This is a genomic window from Nocardia takedensis NBRC 100417 (genome assembly GCF_000308695.1).
In the GTDB taxonomy this organism is placed as follows: Bacteria; Actinomycetota; Actinomycetes; order Mycobacteriales; family Mycobacteriaceae; genus Nocardia; species Nocardia takedensis.
In genome coordinates this window covers 1-13,434 of the sequence record NZ_BAGG01000051.1, presented here as the reverse complement: position 1 = coordinate 13,434, position 13,434 = coordinate 1, and the positions used below count along the sequence as shown (strand labels likewise).

At 70.1% G+C, this 13,434-nt stretch carries 14 protein-coding genes; 5 read left to right on the top strand and 9 right to left on the bottom strand.

From position 1 onward, the window contains the following. The first annotated feature begins 5 nt into the window (after window positions 1-5). The 3 genes from ON30_RS10630 (at window position 6) to ON30_RS10620 (ending at window position 2,111) form a co-directional block, all read left to right on the top strand. Window positions 6-878 carry a geranyl diphosphate 2-C-methyltransferase gene (locus ON30_RS10630; protein ID WP_040706209.1) on the top strand — a complete coding sequence of 291 codons (873 nt, stop codon included), beginning with the start codon at window positions 6-8 and terminating at the stop codon, window positions 876-878. Further along, on the top strand, window positions 875-1,444 hold the full coding sequence (gene idi / locus ON30_RS10625; protein ID WP_245553996.1) for an isopentenyl-diphosphate Delta-isomerase: 570 nt from the start codon (window positions 875-877) through the stop codon (window positions 1,442-1,444). The genes ON30_RS10630 and idi overlap by 4 nt, the downstream gene beginning before the upstream one ends. Before the next feature lie 316 nt (window positions 1,445-1,760). Continuing rightward, complete coding sequence (locus ON30_RS10620) at window positions 1,761-2,111, top strand: hypothetical protein (protein ID WP_040706207.1); 351 nt, start codon at window positions 1,761-1,763, stop codon at window positions 2,109-2,111. A gap of 52 nt (window positions 2,112-2,163) precedes the next feature. On the opposite strand, the gene ON30_RS10615 is transcribed toward ON30_RS10620, so the two are convergent. The 3 genes from ON30_RS10615 to ON30_RS10605 all read right to left on the bottom strand — a co-directional run bounded on the left by ON30_RS10615 (window position 2,164) and on the right by ON30_RS10605 (window position 5,191). Further along, window positions 2,164-2,892, bottom strand: a complete 729-nt coding sequence (locus ON30_RS10615) for an aspartate/glutamate racemase family protein (RefSeq protein WP_040706205.1) — start codon at window positions 2,890-2,892, stop codon at window positions 2,164-2,166. Beyond that, window positions 2,892-4,376, bottom strand: a complete 1,485-nt coding sequence (locus tag ON30_RS10610; protein ID WP_040706203.1) for an NCS1 family nucleobase:cation symporter-1 — start codon at window positions 4,374-4,376, stop codon at window positions 2,892-2,894. The genes ON30_RS10615 and ON30_RS10610 overlap by 1 nt, the downstream gene beginning before the upstream one ends. 86 nt (window positions 4,377-4,462) lie before the next feature. Further along, window positions 4,463-5,191 carry a GntR family transcriptional regulator gene (locus tag ON30_RS10605; RefSeq protein ID WP_040706232.1) on the bottom strand — a complete coding sequence of 243 codons (729 nt, stop codon included), beginning with the start codon at window positions 5,189-5,191 and terminating at the stop codon, window positions 4,463-4,465. 144 nt (window positions 5,192-5,335) lie between these two features. Here ON30_RS10605 and ON30_RS10600 point away from each other — a divergent pair, with 144 nt between their 5' ends. Then, entirely contained in the window at window positions 5,336-6,517 is a 1,182-nt protein-coding gene (locus ON30_RS10600) for a serine hydrolase domain-containing protein (RefSeq protein ID WP_040706201.1), read from the top strand. 9 nt (window positions 6,518-6,526) lie between these two features. Here the strand turns inward: ON30_RS10600 and ON30_RS10595 are convergent, their stop codons facing one another. The 3 genes from ON30_RS10595 to ON30_RS10585 are packed head-to-tail and all read right to left on the bottom strand — an operon-like array spanning window position 6,527 to window position 9,566. Continuing rightward, on the bottom strand, window positions 6,527-6,850 hold the full coding sequence (locus tag ON30_RS10595; protein WP_040706197.1) for a DMT family transporter: 324 nt from the start codon (window positions 6,848-6,850) through the stop codon (window positions 6,527-6,529). 34 nt (window positions 6,851-6,884) lie between these two features. Further along, complete coding sequence (gene argH / locus ON30_RS10590) at window positions 6,885-8,324, bottom strand: argininosuccinate lyase (protein ID WP_040706195.1); 1,440 nt, start codon at window positions 8,322-8,324, stop codon at window positions 6,885-6,887. 39 nt (window positions 8,325-8,363) lie between these two features. Then, window positions 8,364-9,566: an argininosuccinate synthase gene (locus ON30_RS10585; protein ID WP_040706230.1), complete on the bottom strand. Its 1,203-nt coding sequence runs from the start codon at window positions 9,564-9,566 to the stop codon at window positions 8,364-8,366. 269 nt (window positions 9,567-9,835) lie between these two features. On the opposite strand from ON30_RS10585, the gene ON30_RS10580 reads away from it, so the two are divergent. Continuing rightward, on the top strand, window positions 9,836-11,284 hold the full coding sequence (locus ON30_RS10580) for a class I SAM-dependent DNA methyltransferase (RefSeq protein ID WP_040706193.1): 1,449 nt from the start codon (window positions 9,836-9,838) through the stop codon (window positions 11,282-11,284). Between the two features lie 7 nt (window positions 11,285-11,291). Here ON30_RS10580 and ON30_RS10575 read toward each other — a convergent pair whose 3' ends face one another. The 3 genes from ON30_RS10575 to ON30_RS10565 all read right to left on the bottom strand — a co-directional run. Beyond that, the gene (locus tag ON30_RS10575) at window positions 11,292-11,810 is read right to left on the bottom strand and encodes an arginine repressor (RefSeq protein WP_051029166.1); all 519 of its coding nucleotides are present in this window, start codon (window positions 11,808-11,810) and stop codon (window positions 11,292-11,294) included. A gap of 55 nt (window positions 11,811-11,865) precedes the next feature. Further along, window positions 11,866-12,816 carry an ornithine carbamoyltransferase gene (gene argF / locus ON30_RS10570; RefSeq protein ID WP_040706191.1) on the bottom strand — a complete coding sequence of 317 codons (951 nt, stop codon included), beginning with the start codon at window positions 12,814-12,816 and terminating at the stop codon, window positions 11,866-11,868. After that, window positions 12,813-13,434: aminotransferase class III-fold pyridoxal phosphate-dependent enzyme (locus tag ON30_RS10565; RefSeq protein WP_040706189.1), on the bottom strand; the 622-nt coding region annotated here is incomplete at its 5' end. The genes ON30_RS10565 and argF, both read right to left, overlap by 4 nt.

The window sequence follows — 13,434 nt, the reverse complement described above, 5'->3', positions numbered from 1 at the left end:
CACGCATGACCATGATCGACCCCGAGACCGACACCGTACTGCGTACCAGCTACCAGAAGTCCGTTGCCGAGTACTGGAACAACAACCCCAACGACGATCGGGTCAACACCGTCCTCGGCGAGGTGGACGGGCTCTACCACCACCACTACGGCATCGGCGAACCGGACCTGTCGGTGCTCGACGCGCCCGCCGAGACCAGACAGGCCCGCATCGTGGAGGAACTGCACCGGCTCGAGACGGCCCAGGCCGACCTGCTGCTCGACCACCTCGGCGACGTGCGGCCCGGCGATCGACTGCTCGACGGCGGCTCCGGGCGCGGCGGCACCAGCATCATGGCCAACCAGCGGTTCGGCTGCCGCGTCGACGGCGTCACCATCTCCGAGTACCAGGTGGGTTTCGCCAACGAGCAGGCCGCCGCGCGCGGGGTCGAGGACCGGGTGCGGTTCCATTTCCGGAACATGCTCGACACCGGGTTCGAGGCCGGTTCGATGCGCGGGATCTGGACCAACGAGACCACCATGTACGTCGACCTGTTCGACCTGTTCGCGGAGTTCTCCCGGCTGCTGCGGCCCGGCGGCCGCTACGTGTGCGTCACGGGCTGCTCCAACGACGTCACCGGCGGCCGGTCCTCCTCGGTGAGTTGGATCGACGCGCACTACGGCTGCATGATCCACCCGCGCAGCGAGTACTTCCGCGCGATGGCCGACAACGGGCTGACGCCGATCAGCGTGATCGATCTCACCCCGGCGACCATCCCGTACTGGGAGTTGCGTACCGAATCGGAGCTGGCCACGGGCGTGGAGACCCCGTTCCTGACCTCCTACAAGGAAGGCAGTTTCCAGTACCTGTTGATCGCCGCCGATAAGGTGGGGCGGTGACGGAGAAACCGGCCGACCGGCCCACCGACCGCGAGGCCCTGCTCGTGGAACTCGTCGACGACGCGGGCCGTGCGATCGGGACCTCCCCGGTCGCGCTGGCCCATCAGGCGCCGGGGCAGTTGCACCGGGCCTTCTCGGTCCTGCTGTTCGACGACGCGGGCCGGGTCCTGTTGCAGCGACGCGCCGCGGTCAAGACCCGCTTCCCGCTCCTGTGGGCCAACACCTGCTGCGGGCATCCGGCCCCCGGCGAAACGGTGGTGGACGCCGCCGCGGTAAGGCTCGACCAGGAACTCGGCCTCACCGCCGACCTGGTCGAAGCCGGCGTGTTCCGCTACCAGGCCGCCGACGGCGACACCGGGCGCGCGGAACACGAATGGGACCACGTCGTGATCGGCAAGGCCGACGGTGCGCAGCCGCGCCCCGACCCGGCCGAGGTGGCCGACGTCGCCTGGGTCGACCCCGACGTCCTGCGGGTCCGCCTCTGCGACGACCCGGGCAGCTATTCCCCGTGGCTCGCGTCGGTCCTCCAGATCGCCGACCGTTCCCACCACTTGGTCGCCCGCTAGCCCCACAGGTCCCGGGATCACCCCGGTCCCGGGACCGCTGGGGCTCGCCCTCCCCTTCTTGCTGTTCGCATACGAAGCGTGCCGGTCTGCGCCGCTTCGGGCGCGCACATGGCTTGATGCGCATATCTACGTAATGGCATGGCTGGGGTGGGCGATAAGGGGGCACAGGGTTGTCTCAGGTTTCGGGTGGGGTTCGTGCTGGTCGGGCGGGCGGAGCGGGCGGAACTTGGGGGAATCACAGGTTGGCCACAGGGTGTGAACAGGCACAGCCGGGACAGTGGTGAGGGTACGAATTCGGCGCTGATGGAGGTGCACCATGGTCGAGGTCGAAGTCACCAGTGGCAGGGTGACGGTGAATGTGCTCGGTGTGGACCGGATCCTGTCGTTGCGCGAACACCTCACCGTGGATGTCGAGGACATCACCGACATCTCGCTGGCGCCGGTCGATCTGCGTCCGCCGTGGGTGCGGGCGCCGGGTGCGTTCTTCCCCGGCGTGATCGCCGCGGGCACCTATCGCGGACGGCATCGCAAGGAGTTCTGGGACACCCGGTTCGGGGGTCAGGCGATCCGGATCGACCTGGTCGGCGCGGATTTCACCCGCCTGGTGGTCGACGTCGCCGATCCCGACGCCGCCCTCGAGGAGTTGAGCTACGCGGTCGCGGCCTGACGGTCGCCGCGACCGCGCGCACCGCTGACACCCGGCCCGCGACCGCCGGGTGTCAGCGGCCGAAAGGGCGCAGTACGCCGCGATACGCCTTCGACGGGGGCGCGGCGTACTCACCCCGACCGGAGGTGCGCAGTCCGAGCGTGACCAGTGATTGCACGGTCAGCGTCGCGGCGGCCACGCCGTCGACGACCGGGACACCGATCTCCGCGCCGATGTGCGCGCACAGGTCGGCCATGCCCGCGCAGCCGAGCACGATCGCGTCGGACCCGTCGCGCTCGACGGCCTCCCGGCACGCCTCGGTGACGATCTTGCGCGCGTCGGGGTCGGTCTCCAGCGCGAGCACGGGCAGTTCACAGGCGTGGATGCCGAGGCAGAACCGTTGCACCCCATAGCGTTCGGCGAGGTCGGCGGCGCGGCCGACGGTGCGACCCAGCGTGGTCACCACACTGAAGCCGCGGCCCAGGTGGGTGGCGGTGCGCATGGCCGCTTCGGCGATGCCGATCACCGGTCCCGCCGCCAGTTCCCGCGCGGCGTCCAGGCCGGGATCGCCGAAACAGGCGAGGACGTACCCGTCCACGCCCTCGCGTTCCCCTTGGGCGATGGCCGCGAGCACGCCCGGCACGCTGAGTGCTTCGTCGTAGTGGCTCTCGATGGACTCCGGGCCCATCTCGCTGGTGACCGCGTCGAGGCGGGTGCCGGGACCGATGACGGCCCCGGCACTGCGCTCGATCGTGTCGGTCATCGCCCGCGTGGTGTTCGGGTTGACGACCCGGATGCGCATCAGGCGGTGACCTCTTGGCGCGCTCGGGTGCGGCTCGCGGCCAGGTAGTAGACGACGAAGCCGAGGCCGCAGCCGATGAACCAGCTGTACTGGGCGGCGGTGTGCATGCCCGGCAGGTCACCGGCCAGCACCGGGAACACCGCGACCAGCGCGCCGATGACCGTGGCCAGCACCGCGTTCGGGTTGTAACCCTTGCTGTACCAGTACTGTCCGGTGGTCGACATGGTGAACAGGTCGTCGACCGCGACGCGCTGCTTGCGGATCAGGTAGTAGTCGGCGATGAGCACGCCGAACAGCGGGCCGATGAACGCGCCGAGCACCTCGAGGGTGTAGTGGATGACGTCGGGATTGTTGTAGAGGTTCCACGGCGTGATGAGCACCGAACCGACGGCGGCGATCATGCCGCCCGCCCGCCAACTGATCCGCTGCGGGCTGACGTGGGAGAAATCGAAGGCCGGGGAGATGAAGTTGGCGACGATGTTGATGCCGACGGTGGCGATGGTGAAGGTGAGCGCGCCGAGCACGATGGCGAAGGTGCTGTCGATGCGGGCGACGGTGGCGACCGGGTCGGTGATCAGCTCGCCGTAGACGGGCACCGTGAGCGAGGCGGTGATCACCACCAGCAGCGAGAACACCAGGAAGTTCAGCGGCAGTCCGAGCAGGTTGCCGCGTTTGACCGCCGCGAAACTGCGTCCGTAGCGGGAGAAGTCGCCGAAGTTGAGCATCGGGCCGGAGAAGTAGGACACCACCAGGGCGATGGCGCCCAGCATGACGGGCACCGCGTCCCAGCCGGTCTTGGTGACCGCGCCGAGGTTCAGGTCGATCGCGCCCCATCCCGCTTTCGCGATCAGGTAGCCGCACAGCAGGAACATCACCACGTAGACGGCCGGACCGCAGAAGTCGATGAATTTGCGGATCGATTCCATGCCGCGCCAGAACACGCACGCCTGCACCACCCACAGCAGCAGGTAGCTGCCCCAGCCCAGCAGCGACAGCCCCAGGAACCCGTAGTCCTCGACCACCGCGTAGGGCGCGAGATCGGGGAACAGTTTGATCAGCACCACATCCAGCGCCGCGGAGGCCAGGAAGGTCTGGATGCCGTACCAGGCCACGGCGATCAGCCCGCGGATGATCGCGGGGATGTTCGCGCCCAGCACGCCGAAGGCGGCCCGGCACATCACCGGGTACGGAACACCGGTCACCTGTGAGGGTTTGGCGACCAGGTTGCAGAGGAAGTAGACGATGGTGATGCCGACCACCAGCGCGACCAGCACCTGCCAACTGGCCAGGCCGAGGGCGAACAGGCTGCCCGCGGTGACGTAGCCGCCGACGCTGTGCACGTCCGACATCCAGAACGCGAAGATGTTGTAGGTGCCCCACCGCTGTTCGCGCAGCGGCGCGAGATCCTCGTTGGTCAGGCGTGGGTCGTAGGCGGGTGCTGTCGCCGGGTCCGCCGCGGGTGCGGGAGCGATCGTTTCGGTCATGGTTGTGTCCCATCCGAAGGGTGTAACTGTGATGGGAGAACGGTAGGGATCGGCTATTGCCCGACCGTTGCGCCGCCGTTGCCCGGCTATTGCGCCACGGATATATCTTCCGCGGCGGGCGCGAGCAGGCCGGTGTCGGTGGGCAGGGTCGCGATCACCTTCTCCAAGCGGCGGTGATGGTGTTCGGCGACCAGCAGCAGACGGTCGACGTCGCGCGAGAGGAACGCGTCGAGCATCAGGACGTGGTCGGTGTGCAGGCGCGCGCGGTCCTCGCGGTCGATGTGCACCATCGACTGCACGGGTTCGGTGACGTTCCAGGCCGATTCCAGCATGTGCATGAGCCGGAACATGCGCGAGGGCCTGGTCAGCGCGACGTGGAAGCGGCGCGAACTGCGATGGTAGGCGACCGGGTCGTCCTCTCGGATGGCCCGTTCCAGTTGCGCGTTGACCTCGAGCAGGACGGCGTGGTCGGCGTCGGTGGCGTGCGCGGCCGCGGCGGCCAGCGAGGCCGTTTCCAGGGTCTCGCGCACGATGTACATCTCGCGCAACTCCCCCGCGGTCAGTTGGGCGACGGTGTACCCGCCGTGGGGTTGGTGCACGACCAACCCCTCCCCCATCAATGTCTTCAACGCCTCGCGCACGGGAATGTGGCTGACGCCGAACAGTTCGGCGACCTCGCGCAGCGGGATGACCGTGCACGGCGGCACCGCGCCGTCGAGGATCACCCGGCGCAGTTCGCCGAGGATCACCTGCGGCCTGCCCGGTTCGTCGACCACCAACCTCGCGAGCAGGGCCGATCGTCTGCGTGGCGGCATGATCACACGGTAGGCGGCCCGTGTTGCGGCGGCGGTTCCCGATGTGACGACCAGGAAAATGCACAGTCACCGGATCAGGGCGGTGAGGTGACGATCCGGTGCGGGGTCATACGCTGTAAGGGCAGACGGAGGAGAGGATCGTCCATGACCACCATCCCGACCACCCAACTCGTGGACCGTCGGTACGCGACGCTCGTCGCCGAATTCGACCGACTGTTCCGCCGACCGGGCGACGGCGGCGGCGCGCTCGCGGTGTACCAGTACGGGGAGCCCGTCGTCGACGTATGGGCCGGTTTCGCGGGCCCCGGCAAGCCGTGGCAGCACGACACCTTGGCGATGGCCTATTCGACCGGCAAGGGCGTGGCCTCCACGCTGCTGCACCGCCTGGCCGAACGTGGCGCGCTCGACTACGACACCCCGGTGGCCGAGTACTGGCCGGAGTTCGCGGCGGCGGGCAAGGACCGCATCACGGTGCGCGAACTGCTCACCCACCGCGCCGGACTGCACCGACTGCGCGGCCTGCTGCCGGGTCCGGTCGAGCGCTTCCTGGACGACGAGGCGGTCACCTCGGCACTGGCCGCGGCCACGCCGGATCCGCGGCATCTGGTCACCAGCGGCTACCACGGCATCAGCTTCGGTCACCTGGTCGCCGAACTGGTGCGCCGGGTCGGCGGCGCCGATTTCACCGATCTGCTGCGCACCGAGATCGCCGAACCGCTGGGCGCGGAGGAATTGTGGTTCCGGGTGCCGGAGGATCAGCGCGACCGGATCGCGCCCAACTTCCCCCGCCTCACGGTCGCCGGGATGAGCTGGGACGCGGGCTCGAAACTGTTGGGCCGCACCAGGTTCACCTCGGCCGCCGCCGACACCACCCCGGCCGGCTTCGCCGATCTGGTCGCCGACCCGCGCCTGCACGACGCGGTGATGCCCGGCGTCAACGGGGTGTTTTCGGCCCGCGCGCTGGCCCGCCTCTACGGCGCGCTGGCCAACGACGGCGAGTTGGACGGCTACCGCCTGCTGCACCCGGAGACCATCGCCGCGCTGTCCACCCGCCAGGTCTTCACCCCGGACTACGTGCTCGCCTTCCGCATTCCCTGGGGGCTCGGCTTCCACGGTGTGCCGATGAAACCGTCACGGGCCGAACCGATCTCGGCGTTCGGCCACTTCGGGCTCGGCGGCTCCGGCGCGTTCGCCGATCCGAGCACGGGCATGTCGCTGGCGTTCGTCACCAACCGACTCGGCGGCAGGCTCACCCCGCTCGGCGACGCCAGGCTCGCGCGTCTGGGCGCGGTCGCCCACGATCTGGCCAAGCGCGCGGCGAGCTGACCCCCGTCCTCAGTGCGCCCCGCCCAGTTCCAGGGCCAGCACGCCGAGGATGACCAGTCCGATCCCGCCGACCTGCACCAGGGTGAGGTGTTCGCCGAGGAACAGCGCGCCGATGGTGGCCACCGCGGCGACCCCGACCGCCGACCAGATCCCGTAGGCGACACCGATCGCCATCCCGCGTTGCAGCGCCTTGGACAGGAAGAAGAAGGCCGAGACGTAGCCGATCACCACCACGATCGACGGAACGAGCTTGCTGAACCCCTCCGACAGCTTCAACGAGACGGTCGCCGAGATCTCGGAGACGATGGCCAGGGCCAGGAACAGCAAGGTCATTCCGGCAGGATAGCGAGCGGGCCGTCCCGGCCGATCAGGTGTAGAGCGCGCGCAGTTCGGCGGCGCTCGCGCGCACTTCGTCGAGCTGGCGGGCGACCTGGACCCCGGCCGTGCCGCCCCTCGCGTCGCGGGAGGCGATCGAACCCTGCACCGTCAGCACCTCGCGAACATCCGGCGTCAGCGCCGGGTCCACGGCGGCGAACTCCGCGTCGGTGAGTTCGTCCAGGCCGACGCCGCGCCCTTCGGCGACGCGCACGCACGCGCCCGCGGCCTCGTGCGCCACCCGGAACGGCACACCGTGCCGGACCAGCCATTCGGCGATGTCGGTGGCCAGGGTGAAGCCGGCCGGGGCCAGCTCGGCCATCCGCTCGGTGTGGAAGGTCAGGGTGGCGACCAGGCCGGCGATCGCGGGCAGCAGCAGTTCCAGTTGGGCCACCGAGTCGAAGACCGGTTCCTTGTCCTCCTGCAGGTCGCGGTTGTAGGCCAGCGGCTGGGCCTTCAGCGTGGCCAGCAGGCCGGTGAGGTTGCCGATGAGCCTGCCCGCTTTGCCCCTGGTGAGTTCGGACACGTCGGGGTTCTTCTTCTGCGGCATGATCGAGGACCCGGTGGACCAGGCGTCGGCCAGGGTGATGTAGCCGAACTCCGGGGTGCTCCAGAGGACGATCTCCTCGGCCATCCGGCTCAGGTCGACGCCGATCATCGCCAGCACGAACGCCGCCTCGGCGGCGAAGTCGCGGGCCGAGGTGGCGTCGATCGAATTGGCCGCCGAGGCGGTGAAATCCAGTTCCGCCGCGATCTGCTCGGGGTCCAGGCCCAGCGAGGACCCGGCGAGCGCGCCCGCGCCGTAGGGCGAGATCGCCGCGCGGCGGTCGACATCGCGCAGACGGTCGACATCGCGCAGCAGCGGATGCGCGTGCGCGAGCAGGTGGTGGGCAAGCAGCACCGGCTGGGCCGCCTGGAGGTGGGTCTTGCCCGGCATCACCGCGTCCGGATGCGCGGCGGCCTGGGCCACCAGCGCGTCCACCACGTCGAGCAGGCCCAGCGCGACCCGGCCCAGCGCGTCGCGCAGCCACATCCGGAACAGCGTGGCCACCTGGTCGTTGCGCGAGCGCCCCGCGCGCAGCCTGCCGCCCAGTTCCGCGCCGACCCGTTCGATCAGACCCCGTTCGAGCGCGCCGTGCACGTCCTCGTCGGACTCGGCCGGACCGAACGCCCCCGAGGCCACGTCGGCGGCGAGGCGGTCGAGTCCGGCGAGCATGTCCGACAGGTCCGCGTCGGCGAGCAAGCCCGCCTTGTGCAGCACCCGGGCGTGCGCTTTGGAGGCCCGGACGTCGTAGGGCGCCAGAGCCCAGTCGAAATGGGTCGACTTGCTCAGCGCCGCCATCGCGGCGGCCGGACCCGATGCGAAGCGACCACCCCACAGGGCGCCTTCGTTGGTGCCGTGCTGGGTCGACTGCTCGCCGCTCGAAGTCATGGGGTGGGTTCTCTCCTGGTCGGTGCGGTGGGCGGGCGGCTACTTCTGGTTCAGGTCGCGGCGCGCGGCGACCTTGGACGACAGGCCGTGGATCTGCACGAAGCCCTTGGCCAACGACTGGTCGAAGGTGTCGCCCTCGTCGTAGGTGGCCAGGTTGAAGTCGTAGAGCGACTGCTCGGAGCGGCGGCCGTTGACCACGGCCGACCCGCCGTGCAGGACCATGCGGATCTCACCGGAGACGTGCTGCTGGGTGTCCTGGACGAAGGCGTCCAGGGCGCGCTTGAGCGGGGAGAACCACAGGCCGTCGTAGGCCAGCTCGCCCCAGCGCTGCTCGACCTGGCGCTTGTAGCGGCCCAGTTCGCGCTCGATGGTGACGTGTTCGAGGGCCTGGTGGGCGGTGATCAGCGCCAGCGCGCCCGGCGCCTCGTAGATCTCGCGGCTCTTGATGCCGACGAGCCTGTCCTCGACCATGTCCAGGCGGCCCACGCCCTGCCGTCCGGCGCGGTGGTTGAGTTCGACGATGGCCTCGAGGACGCTGACCGGGCGGCCGTCGACGGCGACCGGGACGCCCTTGTCGAAGGTGACGATCAGTTCGTCGGGGGCCTCGAAGTTGACGGTCGGGTCGGCGGTGTAGTCGTAGACGTCCTTGGTGGGCGCGTTCCACAGGTCCTCGAGGAAGCCGGTCTCGACCGCGCGGCCCCACACGTTCTGGTCGATGGAGAACGGCGACTTCTTGGTGACGTTGATCGGCAGCGCGTTCTCCTCGGCGAAGGCGATGGCCTTCTCCCGGGTCCAGGCGTAGTCGCGGACCGGCGCGATGACGGTGAGGTCGGGCGCGAGCGCGCCGATGCCGACCTCGAAGCGGACCTGGTCGTTGCCCTTGCCGGTGCAGCCGTGCGCGACGGTGCTCGCGCCGTGGAACTTGGCGGCCTCGACCAGGTGCTTGACGATCAGCGGGCGGCTGATGGCCGAGACCAGCGGGTACTGACCCATGTAGAGGGCGTTGGCCTGGATGGTGGGCAGGCAGTATTCGTCGGCGAACTCGTCGCGGGCGTCGATGACGACGGCCTCGACCGCGCCGCAGTCCAGCGCGCGCTGGCGCACCACGTTCATGTCCTCGCCGCCCTGGCCCAGGTCGATGGCCACGGCCACCACCTCGGCACCGGTCTCCTTGCCGATCCAGCTGATGGCGACGGAGGTGTCCAGCCCACCGGAGTAGGCGAGTACGACGCGATCGGACATGTGGTGTGTGCTCCTCAATTCGTGCGGGTGGCGTGCATGGGTCGTACGGCGGGAGGCACTCGCCGCCGCGAAGGTCGGTGTGCCGGTCGCTTCGGCGCGCGGATCGGTGCCCACACCCTCGTACAAATGATTATGCATGACGATGCAATCTCATTCATAACCGGGGGTGCGGGCGGGCTTCGCCTCCGGAGCACACTACGCGCCGCCGCGTGCCCCCGCGTCGCGGTGACCTCGGATTCCTCTCCGTCGCGGGCGGTACTGTGCCAGCCATGCGCACCGGGGAATCGCGGACCAGGATCGACAGGCTCTGGGACGCCTTCTGGACCGGCGGCATCGCCAATCCCCTCGAAGTGGTCGACCAACTCACCTACCTGATGTTCCTGGAGCGACTCGACCGCGCCGAGGCCCTGCCGGACACCGAACGGCCGCGCTGGTCGCGGTTGCGCGCACTCCCGCCGGAGGAGTTGCTGCGGACCGTGCGCGAGGAGGTGTTCCCCTGGCTGCGGGGACTCGGCGAGACCGGGTCGCCCTACGGCGCGCACCTGCGCGACGCGCGCCTGACCATCCCGACCGCGGGCCTGCTCGCCCGCGCCGTCGCCACCCTCGACGAGTTGTCCCTCGACGGGGACGCCATGGGCGATCTGTACGAGTACATGCTGGCCCGACTCGCCACCTCCGGCCACAACGGCCAGTTCCGCACGCCGCGCCACATCATCGACCTGATGGTCGCGATGACCGCGCCCGGCCCGCAGGACACCGTCTGCGATCCGGCCTGCGGCACCGCCGGATTCCTGATCGGGGCGGCCGAGCACCTGCGCCGCGCACACGCCGCGGACCTGCGTGATCCGGTGCGGTACGGGCATTTCCAGCGCGGCATGTTCCACGGCTTCGACTTCGACTCGACCATGCTGCGCATCGCGGGGATGAACATGCTCACCCACGGGATCGAGCACGCCGACATCCGCTACCGCGATTCGCTGGCGGGCGCGGCGTCGCAGGACGCGGGCCGCTACAGCCTCATCCTGGCCAACCCGCCGTTCGCGGGCAGCCTCGATCTCGACGCCGCCGCGGCGGACCTGCTGGCGGTGGTGCGGACCCGCCGGACCGAACTGCTGTTCCTGGCCTTGTGCCTGCGCCTGCTCGCGCCCGGCGGGCGGGCGGCGGTGATCGTCCCGGCGGGCGTGCTGTTCGGCTCGACCCGAGCGCACCGGGACCTGCGCCGCGTCCTGGTCGAGGACCATCGCCTGGACGCGGTGGTCGCGCTGCCCTCCGGGGTGTTCAAACCGTACGCGGGAGTGTCCACGGCGATCCTGGTGTTCACCAAGGACGAGCGGACCGAGCACGTGTGGTTCTACGACCTCGCCGCGGACGGCTACGGCCTCGACGATCGGCGCACCCCCCTGTTGCCCCCCGAGAAGACCGGTGTCGCGGTGGTTCTCGACGCCGACGAGCACGCCGCGAACAACCTCCCCGACGTGCTGGCCCGGTGGCGAGGCCGGGACGCCGAGGAAGGCGACCGCGCGCGCACCGAGCAGAGTTTCCGGGTGCCCAAGGCCGAGATCGCCGCGCGCGACTACGACCTGAGCGTCGGCCGCTACCGCGAGGCGCGCACCGAACGGGTCGCGCACCGACCGCCGCGCGAGATCGTCGCGGAACTGCGGGCGCTGGAAGTGCGCATCGGGCGCGAGTTGTCCGACCTCGAACGGATGCTGGACTGACCGGAGGCTAGGCGAGTTCCTCGATCTTGGCGGCCAGTTCCGCGCCGGTGAGGGGTTCGCGGGCGATGACGGCGATGGTGTCGTCACCGGCGATGGTGCCCACGATGAAGGGCAGGGCGGCGCGGTCCAGGGCGCTGGCCAGGTAGTGGGCCGCGCCGGGCGGGGTGCGCAGGACCGCGATGTTGCCGCTGGAATCCGTGGACACCAGCAGATCGCCGAGCAGTTTGGACAGGCGGTCGGTGCCCCCGATGACCCCGCGCACCGGACTGCCGTCCTCGGGCACGACGTAGACGCCCGCCCCGCCGTCGGCGGCTCGCAGTTTCACCGCGCCGAGTTCGTCGAGATCGCGCGAGAGGGTGGCCTGGGTGGCCTCGATACCCTCGGCCGCCAGCAGCGCGGCCAGTTCGGTCTGACTGCGTACCGCATGGCTGGACAGCAGTTCCACGATGCGGGACTGACGACCCGCTCGGGTGCGGGCGATGGTGCCACCGCGGGCCGCCGCGCCGGTCTCGGGACGGGTCGTCATCGTCACCTCTGTCCTCGCGGCGCGGCCGGGTCGACCGCGCCGCCGGATCGTCGTGTCATCGCGCGTTGCCGCGTCGCTCGAGCAGCCACACCAGCAGCGCCTTCTGCGCGTGCAGGCGATTCTCGGCCTCGTCCCAGACCGCGCTGTGCGGGCCGTCGAGCACCTCGTCGGTGATCTCCTCCCCGCGGTGGGCGGGCAGGCAGTGCAGCACGACGACGTCGGGTTCGGCCTTGGCCAGCAGGTCGGCGGTCAGCCGGAACGGCTCGAACGGGCCGACGCGGTCGAGGCCGTCGTTCTCCTGCCCCATCGAGGTCCAGGTGTCGGTGACCAGCGCGTCGGCCCCCGCGGCCGCGGCCACCGGGTCGCCGGTGAGGGTGATGCGCGCGCCGGTCTCGGCGGCCCTGGCCCGCGCGGCCGTCAGGACCCAGGGCAGCGGCTCGAAACCCGGTGGGGCCGCGATGGTCACGTCGAGTCCGGCGGTGACCCCGCCCAGCAGCAGCGAATGGGCCATGTTGTTGGCGCCGTCGCCGAAGTAGGTCAGCCTGCGCCCGGTCAGGTCGCCCTTGCGTTCGCGCAGGGTCAGCAGATCCGCGAGCACCTGGCACGGATGGAATTCGTTGGACAGCGCGTTGACCACCGGAACCGTTGCCGTCGAAGCCATCTCGTCGAGGCGGGACTGCTCGAAGGTGCGCCACACGATCGCCTCGACGTAGCGCGAGAGCACCCGGCCGGTGTCGGCGAGGGTCTCTTCGCGGCCCAGTTGGGTGTCGCGCCCGTCCACCACGACCGCGTGCCCGCCGAGTTGGGCGATGCCCATCTCGAAGGAGAACCGGGTCCTGGTGGAGTTCTTCTCGAAGATCACCCCGACCCCGCGCGGCCCGTCCAGCGGACGGCGCAGGAACGGCGAATGCTTCAATTCGGCGGCCAGATCGAGGACCTCGGCCTGTTCGGCGGGCGTGAGGTCGTCGTCCCGCAGGAAGTGTCGGAGTCCGGTCGTCGGGCTCATGCCGTCGTTCCCTTCGCGTCGTCGGCGGCGGCGTCCAGAATCTCGGGCAGATCGGCCACGAAATTGTCGGATTGGGTCTCGGTGAGCACCAGCGGCGGCGCCAACCGGATCACGTTCGGCTTGGGCGCGTTCACCAGGTATCCGGCTTCGCGGGCGCGCGCCTCGACCTCGGCCGAGATGTCGCGGTTCAGCACGATCGCCAGCAGCAGGCCCGCGCCGCGCACGTGGTCGACCACCGGATGCTCGAGCAGTTCGATGCCGTCGCTGAGCCGTTTGCCGACCGATTCGACGTGGGCGAGCAACCCGTCCTCGTCGATGGTGCGCAGCACCGCCAGCGCCGCCGCGGCGCACACCGCGTTGCCGCCGAAGGTGGTGCCGTGCAGGCCCGGGGTGAGCAGGTCGGCGGCCGGTCCGGTGGCCAGCACCGCGCCGATCGGCAGACCGCCGCCCAGGCCCTTGGCCAGGGTGATCACGTCGGGGACGATGCCGGTGGACTGGTGGGCGTAGAAGCGACCGGTGCGGCCGATTCCGGTCTGCACCTCGTCCAGCACCAGCAGCGCGCCGTGCCGCGCGGTGATGTCGCGCGCCTTGACCAGGTAGTCCAGCGGCGGCACGACG